The organism is Stappia sp. (assembly GCF_965276915.1).
Taxonomy (GTDB): Bacteria; Pseudomonadota; Alphaproteobacteria; order Rhizobiales; family Stappiaceae; genus Stappia.
Genome location: NZ_OZ255709.1, coordinates 2557712 through 2578501, shown reverse-complemented (window position 1 = coordinate 2578501; position 20790 = coordinate 2557712). Strand labels below are relative to the sequence as shown.

Here is a 20790-nt window from a genome sequence, read left to right as displayed (position 1 = left end):
GCGCGCCTGCCATCCCCAAGCAGGGAAAAGCGGCGCGGCGCTGTCGCGGATGCGACCCCGCCCGCCGCGTCAGACCACGCCCAGCCCTGCCGCCACCCTTGCCGGCTCGAGCGAGGGCGCGAACTCCGTCAGCATGCGGCGGCGGAAGATCTGCACCGCCTCGCGCTGCAGGTCGTCCGGACGGAAGAGCATGAAGTAGCCGAAGCCCGAGGCGGCGGCGATCCCCAGCGGCGCGGAAAGCCGCCCTTCGGCGATGTCGCGCGCGGCAAGCCGGCGGTCGGCGACGACAAGGCCTCCCTCGCGGGCGGCGAAATCGAGCGCCATGTGGGCGGTGTCGAAGACGATGCCCTGCGGCAGGGTGGCGGAGATACCGGCCGCACGCAGCAGTTCGGCCCAGGCGGTGTGGCGGCCGGCCTCGTTGCGGCAATGGATGACGGTCTCGCGGGAAAGGGCGGCGGCGACCCCCTCCTCGCGCAGGCGCGCGGCCATGTCGGGACGGCACAGGAGGGTGAGTTCCTCCATCCAAAGGAGGTCCATCACCTGGTCGGTGACGCGCGGGCGCGAGAAGACGACCGCCGCGTCATGCGCCGTGCTGTCGAGGCTCTCAAGCACGTAGGGCGTGTCGATCTCGATGGCGACGCCACCCTCGACCCGGCAGGTCTCGATGATCGGCGCGGCCATGCGGATGGCGAAGGAGGGCGGCAGGGCAAGGCGCAGCGTGCCGCCCCGGTCGATCTCGCAGATGGCGTTGAGGCCGGCCTGCAGGCGGTCGAGCGCCGGGACGACGTTGCCGATCAGGTCCTGGCCGGCGGCGGTCAGCGCCAGCGACGAGCCGCGGCGCTCGAACAGCTGCGCCCCGACGACTTCCTCCAGGTTGAGCACGTGGCGGCTGACGGCGCTCTGGGTGACGCCGAGGGTTTCGGCGGCGCGGGTGAAGCTCATCTGCCGCGCCGCCGCCTCAAAGGCACGCAGCGAGTTCAGCGGCAGACGCCGCCGGTCGATCGGATTGGTGGTCATGCGCCCGTCCCGGCCGCGCTCGCGGCCTCTTGTCCAAGACTGCAAGGCTACGTCGGCGGGAGGCGGCTGGAAAGGGGCGTTGGTCTCCATCAAGGCCGGATTTCAGGAAAAGCCGAGCGCGCGCTCGGCGAGCAGCAGCAGATCCTCGTCGGTGACCTCGCGGCGGCTTGCCGCGCGCATCGGCGCGTTCTGCGCCGCCGCCATCTGGGCGGCGAGGCGCTCGGGCGGGATGCGGTTGGTGTCGGCGGCGAGCGACAGGCGGATGCCGAGGCGGCGAACCAGCCCGGAAAACGCCATCGGCAACTCGCCGTAATGGGCGCAGCCGAAGGCACGGGCGACCTCGCTCCAGTCCTTTTCGTGACCTTCCATGGACCAGCCGAGCGAGGCGGACATGCCGATCGCCACGGCGCGGCCGTGATGGATCGGCACGAGGCTCGCCAGCGCATGGGCGATGTTGTGGGCCATACCGGTCCCGGCATTGTCGATGCCGACGCCCGCCCAGGTGGCGGCGAGCAGCATGGCGCCGCGCGCCTCCAGGTCGTCCGGCTCCGTGACGGCGCGGTCGATATGGGAGGTGGCAAGGCGGATCGCCTCGTGGCAGATGCGGGAATTCTCGGCGAAGGCTGCGCGCCCCGTCGCCGCCTCCATGGCATGGACGATGGCATCCACTCCGCAGGCGGCGGTGAGCGGCGCGGGCAGCCCCGTCGTCAGCCGCGCGTCGAGCAGCGCGACATCGGGCTTCAGCGCCGGTGCCCAGTACCAGTACTTGGTGCCGGCGGCATCCGAGATCACGGATACGGCGGTCGCCTCCGAACCGGTGCCGGCAGTGGTCGGCACGCAGACGAGCGGCACCCGCGCGACGGGAAGCGCGTTGGCCGCAAGGCGATAGTCCTCCAGGCGCCCCTTCGCCCCGATCATCGCGGCGATCAGCTTGCCGGCATCGAGCGCCGAGCCGCCGCCAAGGCAGACGACCGCATCGACGCTCTCGGCTCGCGCCTCCTCGACCGCCGCAACAATGCAAGGTTCCTTCGGATCGCTCAGGATCGCGTCATGGGTGATGACCCGGTGGCCGCCCGATTTCAGCGCCTCGGCGACATGGGAGGTGAGGCCCAGCGCGCCGAGGCCGTTGTCGGCGACCAGCAGGACGCAGGCGCCCTCCCCGGCAAGGCCTGTGACGAGGGCGCCAAGCTCGGCGCTGCGCCCGGGACCCGAGACGATGCGCGGCACCTGGTTGGTGGTGAAAGACAGCATTCCCCCTCCGCGATGGCCCTGTTCCGCCCGTCAGCCGGCTGGCGCGGGCGGGCGGACGCCTGCGGCAATGCTAGAGCGGGGACGGGTCCGGGCGGAAATGCAAAAAAACCATCGGCCGATCAGGTTATGTCGGGAGACCGAACCGCTGGCGAGGCGCCCGGACATGGCAGGCTCCGGGCCGGCCGGCACTATCCGTGTCGCAACGCCGGGCAGATTTCAGTATGGTTCCGGCACTTTGGCCCATTCTTCACGAGATCGGGATCAGATGCTTTCAACGGGGGATTTTAAATGAGCGTCTTCTTTGGAAAAGCCGCGAGGCGAACCGCAGCCGCCGCGTTTGCGGCGGGCGCCCTGCTCCTGCCGGCGACGGCAGAGGCACAGGACAGGATGATCGGCGGCTACATGGCCTATCTGGGCCCCGAGGACCGGGTCAATTCCAGAGGAGCAAGGCTTGCCAGCGCAGCAGCCATCGTCAGACAGGACCGGGCAAACTTCCACCGCTTCGGGATCCGTCACGCCGGGGATGAAAACGACCGATGGTTCGGCAGCCCCGGACACCGGCAGGCGATGGAATCGCTGATCGTGATCTCGGCGGACGAGGCCAGGATCATCGAGCGGCAGGACGCGCTCGTCTACGTGTCGATCTTCGCGCGCGGCGGGCAGATAACTTCCATCCGGGTGGAGATCCCGGGCTGACGCGAAACCGGCCCGCACCAAAGCGGTGCGGGCAGGCTTCGTGAGACTTCAGGCGAGGCCGAGATTGGTCAGCGGCAGCGTCGCCGGGAGTTCGCCGGTGGCGGCGAGGATGGCGTTCGCCACCGCCGGGCCGACCGGCGGCGTGCCGGGTTCGCCGGCCCCGGACGGGGCTTCCGCCGAAGCGATCACCTCGACCTCGACCCTCGGCATCTCCTCGATGCGCAAAGGCCGGTAGGTGTCGAAGTTCTGCTGGTCGACATGGCCGTCCGTCAGCGTGATCTCGCTGAACAGAATGGCCGCGAGACCGTAGCCGATGCCGCCTTCCATCTGCGCCTTGACGTTGTCCGGGTTGACCGCGATGCCGCAATCGACCGCGCACCAGACATTCTCGACCTTGAAGGTACCGTCCTCGCGGCGGCTGACCTCGGCGATCTCCGCCACATAGGTGTTGAACGACTTGTGCACGGCGATGCCGCGGAAGCGGTCGCCATTGACCGGACCCGACCAGCCGGCCATTTCGGCCACCTTGTCGAGCACGCCGAGCTTGCGGGCATTGTCCTTGTCGCGCGCGGCATCGCCAACCGGCTTTTCCAGATGCCTGCGGCGGAAGGCGAGCGGATCGGCGCCGGCGGCGCGGGCCGCCTTGTCGATCATCGCCTCGACCACATAGCCGGTCTGGGTATGGCCGACCGAGCGCCACCACAGCACCGGCACGCCGACTTTCGGCGAGTGCAGCTCTCCCTTGAAGGCGGGGATGGCGTAGCTCGCGTCCTTGACGCCCTCGACGGAGGTCTCGTCGATGCCGTCATGGACCATGAACTGCTCCATGAAGGTGCCGGTCACCAGAGACTGCTGGACGATGCGGTGATGCCAGCCGACGAGATTGCCGTCGGCGTCAAGCCCGGCGCGCACCTTGTGGACGCCCATCGGCCGGTAGTAGCCGGCGCGGGTGTCGTCCTCGCGGGTGTAGACGAGCTTGATCGGCTGCGACTTGCCCCAGAGCTTCGCGATGGTCGCAAGCTCGACGATGTGACGGGCATCGGGCGAAGTGCGCCGGCCGAACGAACCGCCACCATACAGCGTCTCGATGGTGACGTTTTCCTGCGGGATGCCGAGAACGGCCGCGGCCGTCCCCTGGTCGACGGTCTGGAACTGGGACGGATACCAGAGCGTCGCCTTGTCACCTTCCACATGGATGGTGAGCACCATCGGTTCCATCATGCCATGGGCAAGGTACGGGAACTGGAAGGTCTCCTCCACCACCGTGGCCGCCCCTTCGAGCGCGGCCGCGACATCGCCGTCGTCGCGGAAGACCGGGCCGTCGGTCCCGGCAAGCTCACGATACTCGGCATAGAGCGCGTCGGAGGAGCGGGTCTCGGCGCCCGCCTCGTCCCACTCGATCTCGATGAGATCGCGCGCCTTGATCGCAGGCCAGGTGGATGTGGCCAGCACCGCCACGCCGTGTCCCGGCACCTCGATGACATCGACGACGCCCTTCACCGCCTTCGCCGCCGAGGCCTCGAAGGATTTCACCTTCGCGCCGAAGGCGAGCGGCCGGGTGAGCACCGCCACCAGCATGTTCTCCCGCTGGACATCCATGCCATAGGTGCGCGGCGCGCCGACCGTCTTGTTGGGCACGTCGAGACGGGGGAAGGACTTGCCGATATAGACCCACTGGTCCGGCGACTTCAGCGTCACCTCGGCCGGCACTTCCAGCTTCGCGGCCGCTTCCGCGAATTCGCCGAAGCCGGCGGATTTGCCCGACGCATGCGAGATCCGGCCATCGGCCACCGTGATTTCGGCTGCCGGCACGCCCCAGGCCTCGGCCGCGGCGGCGACCAGCATGGCGCGCGCCGTGGCGCCGGCCTTGCGGTACTGCTCGAAGGAATTGGCGATCGCGGTGGATCCGCCGGTTCCCTGCATGCCGAAGGCAAGGTTCTTGTAGCGCTCGACATCGGCGGGCGCGAACTCCGCCCGCATCTGCGCGTGCGCCGCGTCGAGTTCCTCGGCAACCAGCGTTGCAAGGCCGGTGGCGTTGCCCTGGCCCATGTCGAGATGCTTGTTGAGCACGGTGACGATGCCGTCGGCGGAGATGCGCACGAAGGGCGTGAACATGTCGTCGCCCGCCCCGGCCGCGGCCCGGGCGGCGGAGAACGGCAGGTGCGAACCGATGACGAGGCCGCCGGCGGCGACCGCCGACATCTTCAGGAAGGAACGCCGGGTCGGGCGGACCGCCTGCTGTTGAAGTCTCTGCATCATGTGGAGCATGCGCTCAGCCCTCCATCGTTTCTGCGGCGCGATGGATCGCGGCGCGAATACGGGTGTAGGTGGCACAGCGACAGACGTTGCCGCTCATCGCCATGTCGATGTCCTCGTCGCTCGGCTTCGGCGTCTCGGCGAGAAGCGCGGTCGCGGCGAGGATCTGGCCGGACTGGCAGTAGCCGCATTGCGGCACGTCGAGATCGCGCCAGGCGGCCTGCACGGCTTTCGCCGCCTTGCCGTCGACGCCCTCGATGGTGACGATCGCCATGCCCTCGGCGTCGCTTGCCATGGTCTGGCAGGAGCGCACCGGAGTGCCGTCGAGCTGTACGGTGCAGGCACCGCAGGCAGCGATGCCGCAACCGAACTTGGTGCCGGTCATCTGCAATTCGTCCCGCAGGACCCAGAGCAGCGGGGTATCGGGATCGACATCGATCTCGCGATCCTCACCATTGATGTTCAGACGAACCATCCGTCCCTCCTGAAAAAACGGGGTGCAAAACCTTGCGTGGCGATCCGTCATGACGCCGCGTCCTGCCGGGAGGGCAAGGCGCGGACGGTCTTGAAAGATTGCCACAAAGCCTTAGGTGGGGCAGGGTTCGCCAATCGTCCAATTGATTTTGGGTATCCGGGAAAATTGATCCGATGAATATATCATCCATCGACCTGAACCTGCTGGTGGCGCTCGACGCCCTGATGAGCGAGCGCAACGTCACACGCGCCGCACGGCGCATCGGCCTGTCGCAGCCGGCCATGTCGAACGCCCTGTCACGGCTGAGGGCCCTGTTCGACGACGAGCTCTTCGTGCGCTCCGGGCGCGGCATGGAGCCGACGGCGCGGGCCCAGTCGCTGGCCATCCCGGTGTCCGAGGCGCTGCGGCGGATCGAGGAAACACTCGCCCCCGCGCTTGCCTTCGACCCGGCCAATCTCGACCGCGAGATGCGCATCGCGATGACCGACAATTCAATGGCCGTGCTGCTGGAGGCGCTGATCGGGCGCTTCCGCAAGGCCGCGCCGAAACTCGACCTGCATATCAAGAACTCCCGCGCCTCCGGCATGACGCCGATGCTTGACGACGGCGAGATCGACATGGCGATCGGTATCGCCGGCGAGTTGGAAGCGCGCCACCGGGCACTGCCGCTCTATTCGGACCGCATCGTGGGGATCGCCAAGCGCGGCCGCTTCGGTCCCGCCGGACCGACCCTCGAGCAATTCGTGGCCGCCGAACACGTCCTGGTCGCACCGCGCAGCGGACCGGAAGGCGTGGTCGACCGGGAACTGGCCAACCAGGGCCTGACCCGCCGGGTGTTCCTGACATTGCCGCAATTCATCATGGCGCCCTATGCGGTCGCCAAGGCCGACCTTGTCGCCTGCCTGCCGGCGCGCATCGCGCTCGCCAAGGCGCAGATGCTCGACCTGGAGATCTTCGTCCCGCCGGTCGAGGTGTCGGACTTCACCGTTTCGCTGATCTGGCACGGGCGCGACGATGCGGAACCGGCGCATCGCTGGCTGCGCGAAACGGTCGGCGAGGTGGTGCGCGAGGTGACGGAACTGGGCGATGCCGGCCAGTGGTCGATCTGCAAGGCCATGATGAGCGACTGCGCGCCGGAGCCTGCTCCCCTGCCGGAGCCGACGCCGCCGGCCCCGACGCAGAAACGGCGCGCACCCGTCCCCGCCGGGGAATGAGGGTCCGGCCGACGGCGAGAGGCGGGATCAGCGGGCCCTTGCGTCGACAGGGCCGTCCTCGGTGAGTTCGATGCCGGTCAGCCGCCGGTCGAGATGGCGGGCGCGCCAGGCTAGCATCTTTTCCGCATAGTGCAGGCGCAGCGAGGCATAGGCCGGGTCATCCGCGACATTGCGGGTCTCGTGCGGATCGGCGGCAAGGTCGAAGAGCAGCGGCGGCAGGCCGGCGAAATGGACGTATTTCACGTCCGCGTCGCGGATGACGCTCATCGAACAGGCATCGAGCGGCAGGCCGAGCCGGTCCTGCGCCTCCTTCGTCGCGACCTCGCGGAAATCGAACTCCCAATGGGCGGCGTCGCGCCAGTCGGCCGGCGTCTCGCCGTCGAGGAAGGGGGTGAGCGCCGCCCCGTCGAGCCAGCCGGGACACCCGGCCCCGATGGCGCCGAGCACGGTGGGCATAACGTCGACGGATTCGGTGAAGGCCTCGACCTTGCGCCCGTGCGCCTGCGGCTTGCGCGGATCGCGGACGATCAGCGGGATGTGATAGGCTTGGTCGTAGAAGCCGAGCTTGGAGAAGAGCTGGTGGTCGCCCATCATCTCGCCGTGGTCGGCGGTGAGCACGATCAGCGTGTTCTCCCACTGGCCGCGCGCCTTCAGCCCCTCGACGAGGCGGCCGATCTGGGCGTCGACCTCCGACACCATGCCCCAATAGGTGGCGCGGATGCGGCGGCGGGTCGCCTCGTCCCAGTCGCGCACCTTGCCCTTCGCCCCCCAGACGAAATCCGCCTTGTCCTGGGTGTCGACCGCGTAGTCGAGGAACGGATGCAGGCGGGCTGCCTCTTCCGGCGAGGCGGCGCCAAGGAAGTCCGGCCCCTCGTCCGGGTCGTACATGGAGGCGTAGGGCTCCGGCACGATGAAGGGCGGGTGCGGGCGGATGAAGCTCAGATGCGCGAACCAGGGCCGGCCGCCGGCCTTGGCGCGCGCCGGCGGGGCGGTCTCGACCTCGCCGAGCCAGCGCAGGAACTCCCCGACGAGGAAGGCGGTCTCGGTCTCCTCCGCCCCGTAACGGGCGGGCTTGCACGACGGCGGATCGGCCGGCCCTTCGGACGGAAGCCACATGTCGCGCGGCGGGTCGGGCAGGTCATGGCCGCGCGCGGCGAGCCAGGAGAGCCAGGGCCCGTGATCCTCGGGTACGCGCACCCGCACGCTCATGCCCGGCAGGATGCCCTCATAGGTGCGCAGCCAGGGATCGTCGCCCGAGACGGTGCGCGGGTCGACCGCCTGGTCGGTGTAGCCGAACAGCGTCGGGTCGTAGCCGGCGCGGCGGGCGGCGAGCGCGATCGTGTCATGGCGGGCATCGAGCGGCGTGCCGTTGCGCACCACCCGGTTGGTCATCTGGTAGAGCCCGGTATAGAGGCAGGCGCGGGCCGGGGCGCAGGGCGCCGCCTGGCAGTAGTGGCGGGAAAAATACACCGCCTCGCGCGCCAGCGCGTCGATATTGGGCGTCCTGACGAGCGGGTGACCGGCAAGGCCGAGGCAGTCGCCGCGCCACTGGTCGGCGGTGATGAGAAGCACGTTGAGCATGGCGGGCGGAACCTGATGAACGGCGGGAGGGACAGATGCGGCAGCCGGACGAACGATCGCAAGGATACTCGCCGGATTGTAGACAAGAGGGAAACAGTGCGTCGACCGGGGATTTGCTGAAAGCCTCCCGTCCACGCATTATGTTGGTAGCGGATGACAGACGCGAGACGCAAGCCCGGGACCTTTGCCGGCCCCGTCCGCAACACGGCCCGCAGGGCCGAGAGGGAGACCCGCCATGACCTGGATGCCAGATCTCGACCCCACCCCCGGCGATGCCGGCGCCTGCGACCTCATCGACATGGTGATCGTGCCGCGCGCACGCGACCTCGGCGGCTTCGAGGTGCGCCGTGCCCTGCCCTCGGCGAAGCGGCAGATGATCGGCCCCTTCATCTTCTTCGACCAGATGGGGCCGGCGGAGTTCCTGCATGAAGGCGGCATCGACGTGCGCCCGCATCCCCATATCGGGCTCGCAACCGCCACCTATCTCTTCGACGGCGAGATCCACCACCGCGACAGCCTCGGCTCGGACCTGGCGATCCGCCCGGGCGAGCTGAACTGGATGTCCGCCGGGCAAGGCATCGTCCATTCCGAGCGCGAGGATCCGGAGGTGAAGGGCCACAAGCGCAAGCTGTTCGGCATCCAGAGCTGGGTGGCGTTGCCCAAACACGCGGAAGAAGGCGCGCCGTCCTTCGAGCATGTCGGCCGCGAGAAGCTTCCCTTCCTGGAGGATCACGGGGTGAACGTGCGGGTGATCGCCGGCGAGATGTTCGGCGCCCGCTCGCCGGTGGAAACCGCGTCCGAGACGATCTATGCGGACGTGTCGCTGGAGCCGGGCCGCGCGATGCCGATAGATGCCAGCCACGAGGAGCGCGCCATCTACACGGTCGGCGGCACCGTGGAGATCGCCGGCGAGAGCTTCGAGGAAGGACAGTTGCTGGTGTTCAAGCCGGGCGACAACATCACCGTCAAGGCGGTGGGCCAGGCGCCGGCGCGGTTTCTCGTGCTCGGCGGCGAGCCGATGGACGGGCCGCGCCACATCTGGTGGAACTTCGTGTCCTCCTCGAAGGAGCGGATCGAGCAGGCCAAGGACGACTGGAAGCGCATGCGCTTCGACACGGTGCCGGGCGACGCGGAAGATTTCATTCCGCTGCCGGAGCGCTGACGTCCCGGAGCGGATTTGCCGAACCAATCGCAGTCCGGCTCCAGACATTTTTTCTCGCATTTCCGCGACGCGAAGCGAAGCCGCTTCTCTGGAAAATGCTTCAGTCGGGCGTGCTGAAGATGATGTCGCCGGAGGCCGGGGCGCGCAACGTGTCGCCGCCGACCGGCCGGTTGCGGCGGCGCGCGGACGGCGCCTCCTCCTCCCATGCGAAGGGCGCGAAAAGCTCGGCCGGCGCGACCAGGTCTACGACCGGAAAGTCGACGATCACGTTGAGCCGGACGACATCCGCCGCGTCTCCTGTCAGCTCAGGGTCTTCCGGCACGACCCGCGAGACCATGCCGTACTGGACGACCTCCGCCGGCCTGTTCTCCTCGATCGCGGTGCGGACCTCGCCCGGCCACGGCCAGCCGTAGCGTTCGCCAACCGCATCGAGAACACGCAGGAGCGCGGCGCGGGCTGCGGGCGCGCTTGCCGGATTGTCGCCGTTCAGCTTGATCCTGACGGTGTTCAGCGTCGCCTCGCCCTGGCCGCGCAGGTTGACGAAAAGCGAGGAGCGACGGCCGTCCTCGGCGGTACGCCCGATGGTGACGAGATCGCTGGCGCAGTACCAGAAGCCGGCAACGAAGGGGTCGGGCTTCCACTCGGCCATCGGAATGCCGAGCCGGTCGATCGCCGCGCACAGATCGCGCGGATGCCCGCCGAAGACGCGCTTGAAGACCGCCGGCCGGTCGAGACGCTCCAGCAGAAGCCGGTCCAGGGTGTCGCCGGCAATGCCGGCCAGCGGATCGGCCGGCAGCGCGGCCGGGGGCGGAGCGGTTTCGAGAGGCGGCGCGGGCGGGGTCGAGACGATCCAGCCAAGTGCCGCGGCGGTGGCGAGCGCAAGCCCTACGCCCGCCAGAATCGACATCCGGCGGCGCGCGCGGCGGCGGTTGAGGAGATCAAGCGCGGCAGCGCCCGGACCGGACGCCGCGGCATGCCCCGGAGCCCCTTGAACGGGTCCGGTTCTTGTCCGCTTCCATGACGCCGCGTCTTTCGCCATCCAGGGCCCCGGCTGCCGGCGGCGGCGGAGAAAACCGCCATAAGCCACCGTGTATACGCTGGAATCCGGCTCTTCCCTGGGGCACGATGACCACCAAGGGCCGGTGATCCGGTCAGTCCTATCACGGGAGGCTACATGCTGGAGGCGCTTTTTCGGCGCGTCGAGGACAAGCGGGCAGATGTCGTCGAGCTGACGCGCGACCTGATCCGCATCCCCACGGTCAATCCGCCGGGCGAGGCCTATACGCCTTGCGCCGAACTCATCGGAAACAGGCTTGCGCGGCGCGGCTTCCACGTGCGCTACCTGCGCGGCGAGGACACGCCCGGCGACAGCGCCCGCTATCCGCGCACCAACGTTGTGGCCCGCATCGAGGGCAAGCGGCCAGGGCCTTGCGTCCACTTCAACTCGCATATCGACGTGGTCGAGGCCGGACACGGCTGGACGGTCGATCCCTTCGGCGGCGAGGTGAAGGACGGCAAGGTCTACGGGCGCGGCGCCTGCGACATGAAGGGCGGGCTTGCCGCCTCCATCGTCGCGGTGGAGGCCCTCCTCGAGGCCTTTCCGGACTTTCCCGGCGCGATCGAGATTTCCGGCACGGTGGACGAGGAGTCCGGCGGTTTCGGCGGCGTTGCCTATCTGGCAAGCCTTGGCCTCTTCTCCAAGCCGCGCGTCGACCACGTGATCATTCCCGAACCGCTCAACAAGGACCGGATCTGCCTCGGCCATCGCGGCGTGTGGTGGGCGGAGATCGAGACCAAGGGCTCCATCGCGCATGGCTCGATGCCGTTCCTGGGCGACTGCGCCGTGCGCCACATGGGCGCCGTGCTCGACCGGTTCGAGAGCGAGCTCTACCCCAAGCTTGCCGCCAAGCACACGGACATGCCCGTCGTGCCGGAAGGCGCGCGCTCCTCGACGCTGAACATCAACTCCGTGCATGGAGGCCAGCCGGAAGGCTTCGACGGGCTGCCCTCCCCTTGCGTGCCCGACAGCTGCCGGATGATCATCGACCGGCGCTACCTGATCGAGGAGGACCTGGCGGAGGTGAAGGAGGAGGTGATGTCGATCCTCGACCACCTCGCCAGCACGCGGCCCAATTTCGACTACCGCATCCGCGACCTGATGGAGGTCATCCCGACGATGACCGACCGGGACGCGCCGGTGGTGCGCGCCGTTGCCGACGGCATCCGCGACGTGCTGTCGAAAAGCCCGGACTACGTCATCTCGCCGGGCAGCTACGACCAGAAGCACATCGCCCGGATCGGCCACCTGCACGACTGCATCGCCTATGGCCCGGGCATCCTCGACATGGCGCACCGGCCGGACGAATTCGTCGGCATCGACGACATGGTCGACAGCGCCAAGGTGATGGCACAGGCGACAATGGCGCTGCTCAACGGGACGCGTTAGGGTGCGGCGCAGACGCTGCCAACAGGAGGCAATCGGCATGAAAATCCGTTTCAACCGCCGCGTGATGCTGGGAACCGTCCTCGCAGCCGCGTTCTCCACCGTCACGGTCGCGCTGACGGCCACAGCCCATGCGCAGCTGGTGCGTACCGACGTCAATATCGGCGTCCGGCTGGAGCCGCCGCATCTCGATCCGACGGGCGGCGCCGCGGCGGCGATCGACGAGATCACCTATGCCAACATCTTCGAGGGACTGACGCGGATCGACCGCAACGGCGAGGTCGGTCCCTGGCTCGCGGAAAGCTGGGAGGTCTCGGAAGACGGGCTCACCTACACGTTCCGCTTGCGCGAAGGCGTCACCTTCCATGACGGCACGGCGTTCGATGCGGCGGATGCGAAATTCGCCCTCGACCGCGCCCGCGGCGAGTTCAGCACCAACGCGCAGAAGCAGCTCTTTGCCGGCATCGACACGATCGAGGCCGTCGAACCGACGCTCCTGAAGGTCACGCTTGCCAAGCCGAACGGCGCTTTCCTGTTCAACCTGGGCTGGGGGGACGCGGCGATGGTGGCGGAGGAAACGGCGGTTTCCAACACGTCCAAGCCGATCGGCACCGGCCCGTTCAAGTTCGTCCAGTGGGTGCAGGGCGACCGCATCGAGCTTTCCAAGAACCCCGAATACTGGGGCGAGCCGGCGACACTCGACAAGGCGACCTTCAAGATCATCGGCGATCCGGCGGCGGAACTCGCAGCACTCATGGCCGGCGACATCGACGCCTTCCCGAACTTCCAGGCGACCGAGAACCTGCCGATGATCGCGGCCGATCCGCGCTTCACCGTGGCGGTCGGCTCGACCGAGGGCGAGACGATCCTCGCGATGAACAACAAGAAGGGCCCGCTTGCCGACGTGCGGGTCCGCCAGGCGATCTCGCATGCGGTCGACCGGCAGGCGATCATCGACGGGGCCATGTTCGGCAACGGCACGCCGATCGGCACCCATTTCGCCCCGCATCATCCGGCCTATGTGGATCTGACCGGGACCTATCCGCTCGACCTCGACAAGGCCAGGGCGCTGCTGGCCGAGGCCGGCTATCCAGACGGGTTCAAGGCGACGATCAAGCTGCCGCCGCCGACCTACGCGCGGCGCGGCGGCGAGCTGATCGCCTCCGACCTGAAGAAGATCGGCGTGGAGCTGGAAATCGTGCCGCTGGAATGGGCGCAGTGGCTCTCGGAAGTCTTCAAGGGCAAGGATTTCGATTTCACCATCGTCTCCCACACAGAGCCGATGGACATCAACATCTATGGCCGCAAGGACTATTATTTCCAGTATGACAGCGCCGCCTTCGACGAAGTGATGGCCAGGCTCGACACCACCGCCGACCAGCAGGCGCGCTACGAACTCCTCGGCGAGGCGCAGCGCATCATCACCGAAGACGCGGTCAACGTGTACCTGTTCCAGCTCGCCAAGGCGGGCGTGTGGGCATCCGGCCTGAAGGGCATGTGGGTCAATTCGCCGATCCAGGCGAACGACCTGACCGGGGTCTCCTGGGAGTAGGCCGAGAGCGGCCGGGTTTCACCAGGAGTGATCGCTCCGCGTCGTCAGGTCAAAAAAACGGAACGAGGCTCCACACGGAGCCTCGTTCTATTTCGACGACTGTGCGTCCACGTATGAACGCAAGACAGCCTGCATGCGGCTGATATGTCCCTTGCCCTGACGGTTGAAAAAATCGAACACATCGGCATCAAGCCGCAGATGCACCGACTTCTTGTCCTTGGGCTCCACGACCTTCGCGGTATCCCAGAAGCCCTCCGGCAGATCGATCTGCGTGGCGTTCCGGGAAGGGGAAGAAACCTCCCCCCGTTCCTTCATCGCCTTCAACTCAGCCAGCGAAGCGGTTTTTATACTCTTTTCGGTCATTCCGACCTCCTTTCCAGGCAGTTATGAGGCGAATATTTCCGTTCCTCTCGGTGTGAACGACGACATAACATTCGCCATCGGCCATACCCAAAGAAATGAACCGTTCCTCGCCATAGTCCTGACGGTCGTCTATTTTTGTAATAACTGCATTCTCAAACATCAAAGCGGCATCGAGAATATCAACACCGCGATCTTTCAAAATCTGCTGCCGCTTGTCTTCATCCCATTCGAACTGCAATTCATGTCCTTTCTGAAAGTCATTTTGTCAAAAATCCATCTTGTCAAAAGGTGGTCGGGATAAGTCAATGTCCAAATTATATACACACTTGTGTACACAAATTCAAGTGTGGTTTTCCACGAACGGCTGCCGACACTGGTGACACCGGATTGCAGTCGCCCTCACAGTCTGTGCAAACCAAAAGCAGCCGGAACCATCACGTCCGGCCGAGGGTGCCAATGGATCCCCGGTCAAGTCGGGGATGACAGCGGTGGAGGAGGATACGCCTTGCGCCTGCCCGAGCGGTCGGCAGGATCAGCAGTGACGGCGGAGAACTGAACAGGCCTCCCCCTCAGACGAAGAGCAGCACGCCGCCGCCGGCGACGAGGCCGGCGCGCAGGACCGGGTTGAGCGGCGCGATGACGCCGAAGGAGATTGCCGAGAGCGCGGCGGCGATCTTGGCGCCGGCGACGAGCGCCATGCCCGGCTCGGAGGCGAGCGCGATCACGTCCGGATTGGCGATCATGCCGAGCGGCACGAGGTAAAGCCCGAGGCCCAGCGCCATGGCGGAGAAGGCGACCTTGAGCCAGTTCTCGCCGACCATGCCGGCGGCGATAAAGACCGCGCCGCAGACCGGCGGCGTGATGGTCGACAGCAGCGCGTACCAGAAGACGAAGAGATGCGCCTGCAGGACCGGCAGGCCGAGCGCGGTGAGCGCGGGACCGGCGACGGAGATGCAGATGACATAGGCCGCCGTCGTTGGCACCTCCATGCCGAGGATCAGGCAGGCAAGCGCGGTCAGCAGCAAAGCCGGCCAGAGATAGCCGCCCGAGCCGGAGAGGATCAACGAGGTGATCTTGACGCCGAGGCCGGTCATGCCGAGCACGCCGATGACGATGGAGGCGCACAGGATGATCGCCGCGATGGTGGCGATCTGGCGGCCGGCGCCGGTGCAGGCCTCCTCGAGGCGCAGGGCCGTGCGCCGCCAGTCGAGCGTCAGCCGGGCATCGAGCGCCAGCAGCACCGCGCCGGCCAGGATCGCAAGCGAAGCCGCGTATTGCGGCGTCACGCCAAGCCCGAACATGCCCCACAGGAGGATGCCGAACGGCACCAGGAAGAAGCCGGAGGTGATGATGACGATGCGGGCGGCCGGACGGTCCTCCGGCGCAAGCCCCCTCAGCACATGGCGGAGCGAGAAGGCGTCGATGCCGACCCAGACGGCGAGAAAATAGAGGAAGGCCGGCAGGATCGCCGCCATCATGATGTCGGAATAGGGCGTGCCGGTGAGTTCGACCATGACGAAGGCCCCCGCCCCCATCAGGGGCGGCATGATCTGCCCGCCCGAGGAGGCGACCGCCTCGACCGCGCCGGCAAGCGCGCGCGGATAGCCGAGACGGGTCATCGCCGGCAGGGTGATCGCCCCGGTCGAGGCGACATTGGCCGACGCCGAGCCGGAGATCGAGCCGAAGAGCGCGGAGGACAGCACCGAGACCTTGGCAGCACCGCCGCGCAGCCGACCGGCGGCGGCGGCCGCGACATTCATGAAGCCCTGCCCCGCCTCGCCCGCATTCAGCACCGCGCCGAAGATGACGAAGATCGCCACGACCGAGACCGAGACCCCGGTGAGCTTGCCCCAAAGGCCCCCTTCGGCAATGGCCAGCGTGCCGAACAGGCTCGCCATCGGCAGGCCGGGATGGCCGAATTCGCCGGGAATCGCCTCGCCCCACACGGCATAGGCAAGCGCCAGCCCGGCAACCAGCGGCAGCGGCCAGCCGATGGCGCGGCGCGCCATTTCCAGCGTCACGAAGAGCAGCAGCAAGGCCACTGCCATCTGGAAATCGTCGGCAAGGTAGCCGTACTGGTCGCCCAGCATGTCGTGGTTCCAGGCGACCCAGACGCAGGCGGCGACGCCAAAGGCTGCAAGCGGCGGCCCGCTCCAGCGCTGGAAGGGTGTCTTCGCGGCCAGTATCAGCACGAAGGGCAGCGCCAGCGCCATGTGCAGCGGCCGGCTGACGAGATTGGGCACCAGACCGGAAAAGACCAGCCAGAGATGGAAGGCGATGGAGACGGCGCCGAGCGCCGCCCAGACCAGCCGGGCAGTGAGGGACATCAGGTAGTGCCTTCTGGAAACCGTCGAAACCTGCGGGGGAAATCGAAATGCCGCGGCCCGGATGCGTTCATCCGGGCCGGGCATGTTCTCAGGGGCGGAGCCGGTTCCGGTCAGCGACCGTCGCCGGCAATCCGCGCGCCCGTTACGCCTGTGCGTCCGTCACTTCTGCGCGCCCGTTACTTCTGCGCGTCGCTCAGGGCAATGCCCTTTTCCGCGTAGTAGCGCTGCGCGCCCGGATGGATCTTGCCCTTGATGCTGGCGAGCATGTCGGTGGAAACGCCGTTCCACCAGGGCGCGTCGGCGCCCATCTTGTCCTTCTGCTCCCAGAAGGTCTTCGTCATCGCATAGGCGGTGTCGTCGTCCATCTGCGTCGTCGTGTAGGCGACAACGTCAAGCGAGGTGGTCGCGACATCGCTGTCCTGGCCCGCATAGGTGCCAGCCGGAATGACGAGCTTAGTGCGCTTGGTCGCGGCGATCTGCTCGTCGGAGAGCGGGAGCAGGGTCACGCCCGTGCCGGCGGCCGCCTCGATGACATTCGGCGCCGGATACGAACCGGCGGTGACGAAGCCGTCGATCTGGCCGTTCTTCAGTGCCGCGCCCGCATTGGAAAGCTCCACGTCGGCGAGGGTCACCTTGTCTTTGAGGCCGAAGAGATCGAGATACTTGGCGCCTTCGGTGGCGCCGAAGGAGCCCTTGCCGATCAGGATCGTCTTGCCTTCCATGCCGGCGAAATCGGTGACGCCGCTGTCCGCCGACATGACGAAATGCATGGTCAGCGAGGGGATCGGGAAGAGCGCACGGATCTCGTCGAACTTCGGATTGCCCTTGCCTTCGAACATGGCCTTGCCGGCCTGCGCCAGGCCGACCAGCGCCGGCGGCGTGGTGAAGACGTAACTGCCCGGGCGGACCGCCGCCTCCATCACGTTCTGCACCGAGCCCTGGCTCTCCTCCAGGGTGACGATGATGCCGCCATCCGTGCCGGCCTTGATGGCTTCGGCGATCTGCACGCCCATCTGGTAGTAGGAAGAGCCGGCCGAGGCGGACTTGTAGGTCACGCGGGTTTCGGCGGATGCGGCGAGCGGCACGAGGGCTGCGAGCCCGGCGATGGCGAGTTTGCTCCAGATCGTCATGTGTCCTCCCAGGGGAACGTCGTTGCGTTGTTCTCGGGCGGGCCGCCCGCGAGAGGAGGCCGGGCCGGCAAACGGATCGGGAGGCAGAGATTAGTCCGCGCGCGCGCGCCATGCACCCCTGAAATCGCGGAAAGTGACGAGGGTGGGAATGAAGGGGCGGCCAGACGATCATGCCGGATCCCTCGCCCCCGGTCGGGCCCTGCGATGTTCGCGGCCGGGCACCTCGCTTGACATGCAGTCGTTTTACTGCATTTTCTCCTCATGACCGACGCCGAGCTTGATCTCGTCTTCAAGGCCCTCGCCGACCCGACACGCCGGCGCATCATCGAACGCCTCGACACGCATCCCGGCCAGACATTGTTCGAAGTCTGCGCCGCGACGCTTGCGGCAGATGGCAGCGGCCTGTCGCGGCAGACGATCTCGCAGCATCTCGACATTCTCGAGCGCGCCGGCCTGGTGCGCACGGCCCGCAAGGGGCGCACCAAGATCCATACCGCCGACCTGTCGCCGCTGCGCCTTGCGGCCGGCAACTGGCTCGGACGCTTCATCCAGGAGGACTGAACCGTGAGGCTTTACGTGACCAGCGTTTTCGTCGACGACCAGGCGAAAGCGCTCGATTTCTACACCGGAACGCTGGGGTTCCGCCTGAAGACCGATGTGCCGGCCGGCGACGCGCGCTGGCTGACCGTGGTCCCGGCGGATGATCCGGCCGAGGATCCGGACGGGATCGAGCTGCTGCTGGAGCCGGCCGGACACCCCGCCGTCGGCCCCTACCGGGAGGCGCTTGCCGCAGACGGCATTCCGGCCACCTCGTTCAGGGTCGACGACCTCGACGCGGAGTTCAGGCGCCTGCAGGGGCTGGGAGTTGCGTTCACCCTGGCGCCGATGGATGCCGGCCCGGTCCGCATGGCGGTTTTCGACGACACCTGCGGCAACCTGATCCAGCTCGTGGAATTCCCGAAAGCGGCGTGAGCCGCGACGGAAGCGAAAAGGGGACGGCGAGCCGGCGGGGGCCAGCTACGTCACCATGGACCGGGTGCGCCAGCACCGAGCCTCTCCCGGAAATTCAACAGCTCCGTCTGACGCGCCGAAGCTCCTACCCTCCAACGATTTCGCTGATCTGCACGATGGGAGCGATGTCCGTATAGTTGGCGACGTCCGCGGCGATCTCCGCGCGGTGGGGACCTAACGCGTCCTGGAATATCGCCAAGGTCGGCGAGTAGACGTGGCACGCCGCGACGAATTCCGGCGCGCTTCCAGGTTCGCGGCCTGCAAGGCCCTTATCGATCTCGTAGCGCAGGCAGGCATCGCCGAGCCGTTCCTGAAGCAGTGGCATGTGGCGGGTGCGGTAGTAATCGTGATCGAACTTCGAGCCGCCATCGGCCGGATAATAGACGCTCATCTTGATCATGGTCGGGCTCCTGCCTGAACGCCTCTCCGGGCATCCGAGGGCGCCTTTCTAGCTCACCGCCTCGTAAAGCCGCAACCAGGTTTGGTTGAAGCGAGTTCGACGCGGTAGCATTCGAGGAAGGCGCTGAATGGCGGGCGGCGTTTGCGGCCGCAACGGCTCTTTCCGTCTCGTCCAGAACGCGCGAACTCCATCGAGGCCGAAAAAGGCCGGCCTCAGCGAGACTCAGCAGGATATTGCGCCGCAAACCGCTCCCGAGCACGCAGGCGTCCAGGAACGCGGTAAAGCGGTCCGCGAGCATTTTCAGACAAGCCCGTCCAGGGCATCCGACGCAGCGAGGTCCTCCAGCGCGCGCGAACGCGCCGCATCCCGTTTCTCCTTGTGGGCGAAGAGATGCTCTGCCCGAATCCGCCGGTGGCGCCCGGTCCGAACAAAGGGAATCTTCCCGTCCTCAAGCAAGCCAATGAGATAGGGCCGCGAGACATTGAGCAGGTCGGCGGCCTGCTGGGTCGTCAGCTCCGCCTCGACAGGGATCATCCTGAACCCCCGACCGCTGGAGATCAGACGCAGCATTTCCATCAGCGAGGCAGCCAGCGCCGGCGCCAATGTGACGTTCTGCAGCTTGCCGTCCAGGGCAAGCGAAAGGGTCATCGGTTCGCCCTCTCTCATTTGCGAGGCAATAATTCTGCGGAGCTGTTCCGCCCCCCTGATCTCCACCGCGTCCGGCAACCGGTCGCCAAACGCTTCCTGCGCTGCGATCGACATGACATTTCTCCATCGATTGGCGTTGGTCATAAGGATGGACTAAAAATCGAAATAAACGCAACAAACGAAACAATCGAAAGATCTCTCATTCTCCGGCGCCATCCGCTTTCGCCACGAGATCAAGCCCCCTCCCCCTTCCCCGCTTCGCTCTTCCCCGATAGCGTTGGGTGATCGAGAGAATCCCGCCCGGAGCCGCGCCGCCCGATGCTCGTCTATGCCGCCAAACGTTTCGCCAGCCTTGCCGCGACGCTGCTCGTGGCGACAGCGCTGGTGTTCGTGGTGCTGGAGGTCATTCCGGGCGACCCGGCTGAGGTGATGCTGGGCATCAACGCGCAGGAGGACACGCTCGCCGCGCTGCGCGCCCAGATGGGTCTCGACCGGCCCGCCTGGCAGCGGTACCTCGACTGGATCACGGGCTTCGCCAGCGGGGATCTCGGCACCAGCTACACCTATTCGGTGCCCGTTGCCGATCTTGTCGCGGCGCGCATCACCGTGTCGCTGCCGCTGGCCCTGCTGGCGCTGGCGCTCTCCACGATCATCGCCATTCCCGTTGGCGTCTATGCCGCCTCGAAACGCGGCCACTGGCAGGACAGCGGCATCATGGCGCTGACGCAGGTGGGCATCGCCATTCCGAATTTCTGGTTCGCCATGCTGCTCGTCTTCGTCTTCGCGGTGACGCTGCGCCTCGTGCCTTCCGGCGGCTTTCCCGGCTGGGAAGCGGGTATCTGGCCGGCGCTGAAGGCGTTGATGCTGCCGGCGGTGGCGCTCGCCCTGCCGCAGGCGGCGATCCTCGCCCGGGTGATGCGGTCTTCGCTTATTGACGCGCTGCACGAGGACTATGTGCGCACCGCCCGCGCCAAGGGGCTGACGCGCACGTCCGTCTTGTGGCGGCACGCGGTGCGCAACGCGCTGATCCCGGTGCTGACCATCCTCGGCCTGCAATTCTCCTTCCTGATCGCCGGCACGATCATCATCGAGAATGTCTTCTACCTGCCCGGCCTCGGGCGGCTGATCTTCCAGGCGATCACCCAGCGCGACCTGATCGTGGTGAAGAGCGTCGTCGTGCTGCTGGTCGCCAGCGTCATTCTCGTCACCTTCCTCGTCGACCTCGCCTATGCGCTGGTCGATCCAAGGCTGCGGAGGCGCTGAG

General features: G+C 67.1%; 20 protein-coding genes. 8 read left to right on the top strand and 12 right to left on the bottom strand.

What is annotated here, in order from left to right:
- Nucleotides 1–69 precede the first annotated feature (69 nt).
- On the bottom strand, nt 70–1017 hold the full coding sequence (locus ACQY46_RS12040; RefSeq protein WP_428696279.1) for a LysR substrate-binding domain-containing protein: 948 nt from the start codon (nt 1015–1017) through the stop codon (nt 70–72).
- A 102-nt stretch (nt 1018–1119) separates the two neighbouring features.
- Nucleotides 1120–2268: an iron-containing alcohol dehydrogenase gene (locus ACQY46_RS12035; protein WP_428696278.1), complete on the bottom strand. Its 1149-nt coding sequence runs from the start codon at nt 2266–2268 to the stop codon at nt 1120–1122.
- 288 nt (nt 2269–2556) lie between these two features.
- Here ACQY46_RS12035 and ACQY46_RS12030 point away from each other — a divergent pair, with 288 nt between their 5' ends.
- Complete coding sequence (locus ACQY46_RS12030; protein WP_428696277.1) at nt 2557–2964, top strand: hypothetical protein; 408 nt, start codon at nt 2557–2559, stop codon at nt 2962–2964.
- Nucleotides 2965–3012: 48 nt separating this feature from the next.
- Here the strand turns inward: ACQY46_RS12030 and ACQY46_RS12025 are convergent, their stop codons facing one another.
- Nucleotides 3013–5223 carry a molybdopterin cofactor-binding domain-containing protein gene (locus ACQY46_RS12025; protein ID WP_428696276.1) on the bottom strand — a complete coding sequence of 737 codons (2211 nt, stop codon included), beginning with the start codon at nt 5221–5223 and terminating at the stop codon, nt 3013–3015.
- A 13-nt stretch (nt 5224–5236) separates the two neighbouring features.
- Nucleotides 5237–5695, bottom strand: coding sequence for a (2Fe-2S)-binding protein (locus ACQY46_RS12020; protein ID WP_428696275.1), 459 nt, complete (start codon nt 5693–5695; stop codon nt 5237–5239).
- A gap of 173 nt (nt 5696–5868) precedes the next feature.
- Between ACQY46_RS12020 and ACQY46_RS12015 the strand changes: the two genes are divergently transcribed.
- A complete protein-coding gene (locus ACQY46_RS12015; protein ID WP_428696274.1) occupies nt 5869–6909 on the top strand; it encodes a LysR family transcriptional regulator in 1041 nt (346 codons plus the stop codon).
- Between the two features lie 27 nt (nt 6910–6936).
- On the opposite strand, the gene ACQY46_RS12010 is transcribed toward ACQY46_RS12015, so the two are convergent.
- Nucleotides 6937–8490, bottom strand: a complete 1554-nt coding sequence (locus tag ACQY46_RS12010) for an alkaline phosphatase family protein (RefSeq protein WP_428696273.1) — start codon at nt 8488–8490, stop codon at nt 6937–6939.
- A gap of 235 nt (nt 8491–8725) precedes the next feature.
- Between ACQY46_RS12010 and ACQY46_RS12005 the strand changes: the two genes are divergently transcribed.
- Complete coding sequence (locus ACQY46_RS12005; RefSeq protein WP_428696272.1) at nt 8726–9652, top strand: pirin family protein; 927 nt, start codon at nt 8726–8728, stop codon at nt 9650–9652.
- A 100-nt stretch (nt 9653–9752) separates the two neighbouring features.
- Here ACQY46_RS12005 and ACQY46_RS12000 read toward each other — a convergent pair whose 3' ends face one another.
- Nucleotides 9753–10559, bottom strand: coding sequence for a DUF6030 family protein (locus ACQY46_RS12000; protein ID WP_428696271.1), 807 nt, complete (start codon nt 10557–10559; stop codon nt 9753–9755).
- Nucleotides 10560–10826: 267 nt separating this feature from the next.
- Between ACQY46_RS12000 and ACQY46_RS11995 the strand changes: the two genes are divergently transcribed.
- Both ACQY46_RS11995 and ACQY46_RS11990 read left to right on the top strand, forming a co-directional pair.
- Entirely contained in the window at nt 10827–12098 is a 1272-nt protein-coding gene (locus ACQY46_RS11995; protein ID WP_428696270.1) for an acetylornithine deacetylase/succinyl-diaminopimelate desuccinylase family protein, read from the top strand.
- A 37-nt stretch (nt 12099–12135) separates the two neighbouring features.
- A complete protein-coding gene (locus ACQY46_RS11990; RefSeq protein WP_428696269.1) occupies nt 12136–13647 on the top strand; it encodes an ABC transporter substrate-binding protein in 1512 nt (503 codons plus the stop codon).
- 87 nt (nt 13648–13734) lie between these two features.
- On the opposite strand, the gene ACQY46_RS11985 is transcribed toward ACQY46_RS11990, so the two are convergent.
- From ACQY46_RS11985 to ACQY46_RS11970, 4 genes are all read right to left on the bottom strand, one after another.
- Nucleotides 13735–14010: a BrnA antitoxin family protein gene (locus ACQY46_RS11985; protein WP_428696268.1), complete on the bottom strand. Its 276-nt coding sequence runs from the start codon at nt 14008–14010 to the stop codon at nt 13735–13737.
- Nucleotides 13973–14248, bottom strand: a complete 276-nt coding sequence (locus tag ACQY46_RS11980) for a BrnT family toxin (RefSeq protein WP_428696267.1) — start codon at nt 14246–14248, stop codon at nt 13973–13975. Before ACQY46_RS11980 ends, ACQY46_RS11985 begins: the two co-directional genes overlap by 38 nt.
- A gap of 331 nt (nt 14249–14579) precedes the next feature.
- Nucleotides 14580–16337, bottom strand: a complete 1758-nt coding sequence (locus tag ACQY46_RS11975; protein ID WP_428696266.1) for a TRAP transporter permease — start codon at nt 16335–16337, stop codon at nt 14580–14582.
- Nucleotides 16338–16513: 176 nt separating this feature from the next.
- The gene (locus ACQY46_RS11970) at nt 16514–17467 is read right to left on the bottom strand and encodes a TAXI family TRAP transporter solute-binding subunit (RefSeq protein ID WP_428696265.1); all 954 of its coding nucleotides are present in this window, start codon (nt 17465–17467) and stop codon (nt 16514–16516) included.
- Nucleotides 17468–17728: 261 nt separating this feature from the next.
- Here ACQY46_RS11970 and ACQY46_RS11965 point away from each other — a divergent pair, with 261 nt between their 5' ends.
- The gene (locus ACQY46_RS11965; RefSeq protein WP_428696264.1) at nt 17729–18028 is read left to right on the top strand and encodes an ArsR/SmtB family transcription factor; all 300 of its coding nucleotides are present in this window, start codon (nt 17729–17731) and stop codon (nt 18026–18028) included.
- 3 nt (nt 18029–18031) lie between these two features.
- The gene (locus tag ACQY46_RS11960) at nt 18032–18439 is read left to right on the top strand and encodes a VOC family protein (protein ID WP_428696263.1); all 408 of its coding nucleotides are present in this window, start codon (nt 18032–18034) and stop codon (nt 18437–18439) included.
- Between the two features lie 124 nt (nt 18440–18563).
- Here the strand turns inward: ACQY46_RS11960 and ACQY46_RS11955 are convergent, their stop codons facing one another.
- Complete coding sequence (locus ACQY46_RS11955; protein ID WP_428696262.1) at nt 18564–18878, bottom strand: EthD family reductase; 315 nt, start codon at nt 18876–18878, stop codon at nt 18564–18566.
- 300 nt (nt 18879–19178) lie between these two features.
- The gene (locus ACQY46_RS11950) at nt 19179–19640 is read right to left on the bottom strand and encodes a helix-turn-helix domain-containing protein (RefSeq protein WP_428696261.1); all 462 of its coding nucleotides are present in this window, start codon (nt 19638–19640) and stop codon (nt 19179–19181) included.
- 204 nt (nt 19641–19844) lie between these two features.
- Here ACQY46_RS11950 and ACQY46_RS11945 point away from each other — a divergent pair, with 204 nt between their 5' ends.
- Nucleotides 19845–20789: an ABC transporter permease gene (locus ACQY46_RS11945; RefSeq protein ID WP_428696260.1), complete on the top strand. Its 945-nt coding sequence runs from the start codon at nt 19845–19847 to the stop codon at nt 20787–20789.
- Nucleotide 20790: the final 1 nt, after the last annotated feature.

What these genes read in the sequence shown, in the direction of transcription:
- ACQY46_RS12040 (WP_428696279.1), bottom strand. Translation starts at nt 1,017, where the DNA reads ATGACCACCAATCCGATCGACCGGCGGCGTCTGCCGCTGAACTCGCTG.
- ACQY46_RS12035 (WP_428696278.1), bottom strand. Translation starts at nt 2,268, where the DNA reads ATGCTGTCTTTCACCACCAACCAGGTGCCGCGCATCGTCTCGGGTCCC.
- ACQY46_RS12030 (WP_428696277.1), top strand. Translation starts at nt 2,557, where the DNA reads ATGAGCGTCTTCTTTGGAAAAGCCGCGAGGCGAACCGCAGCCGCCGCG.
- ACQY46_RS12025 (WP_428696276.1), bottom strand. Translation starts at nt 5,223, where the DNA reads ATGATGCAGAGACTTCAACAGCAGGCGGTCCGCCCGACCCGGCGTTCC.
- ACQY46_RS12020 (WP_428696275.1), bottom strand. Translation starts at nt 5,695, where the DNA reads ATGGTTCGTCTGAACATCAATGGTGAGGATCGCGAGATCGATGTCGAT.
- ACQY46_RS12015 (WP_428696274.1), top strand. Translation starts at nt 5,869, where the DNA reads ATGAATATATCATCCATCGACCTGAACCTGCTGGTGGCGCTCGACGCC.
- ACQY46_RS12010 (WP_428696273.1), bottom strand. Translation starts at nt 8,490, where the DNA reads ATGCTCAACGTGCTTCTCATCACCGCCGACCAGTGGCGCGGCGACTGC.
- ACQY46_RS12005 (WP_428696272.1), top strand. Translation starts at nt 8,726, where the DNA reads ATGACCTGGATGCCAGATCTCGACCCCACCCCCGGCGATGCCGGCGCC.
- ACQY46_RS12000 (WP_428696271.1), bottom strand. Translation starts at nt 10,559, where the DNA reads ATGTCGATTCTGGCGGGCGTAGGGCTTGCGCTCGCCACCGCCGCGGCA.
- ACQY46_RS11995 (WP_428696270.1), top strand. Translation starts at nt 10,827, where the DNA reads ATGCTGGAGGCGCTTTTTCGGCGCGTCGAGGACAAGCGGGCAGATGTC.
- ACQY46_RS11990 (WP_428696269.1), top strand. Translation starts at nt 12,136, where the DNA reads ATGAAAATCCGTTTCAACCGCCGCGTGATGCTGGGAACCGTCCTCGCA.
- ACQY46_RS11985 (WP_428696268.1), bottom strand. Translation starts at nt 14,010, where the DNA reads ATGACCGAAAAGAGTATAAAAACCGCTTCGCTGGCTGAGTTGAAGGCG.
- ACQY46_RS11975 (WP_428696266.1), bottom strand. Translation starts at nt 16,337, where the DNA reads ATGTCCCTCACTGCCCGGCTGGTCTGGGCGGCGCTCGGCGCCGTCTCC.
- ACQY46_RS11970 (WP_428696265.1), bottom strand. Translation starts at nt 17,467, where the DNA reads ATGACGATCTGGAGCAAACTCGCCATCGCCGGGCTCGCAGCCCTCGTG.
- ACQY46_RS11965 (WP_428696264.1), top strand. Translation starts at nt 17,729, where the DNA reads ATGACCGACGCCGAGCTTGATCTCGTCTTCAAGGCCCTCGCCGACCCG.
- ACQY46_RS11955 (WP_428696262.1), bottom strand. Translation starts at nt 18,878, where the DNA reads ATGATCAAGATGAGCGTCTATTATCCGGCCGATGGCGGCTCGAAGTTC.
- ACQY46_RS11950 (WP_428696261.1), bottom strand. Translation starts at nt 19,640, where the DNA reads ATGTCGATCGCAGCGCAGGAAGCGTTTGGCGACCGGTTGCCGGACGCG.
- ACQY46_RS11945 (WP_428696260.1), top strand. Translation starts at nt 19,845, where the DNA reads ATGCTCGTCTATGCCGCCAAACGTTTCGCCAGCCTTGCCGCGACGCTG.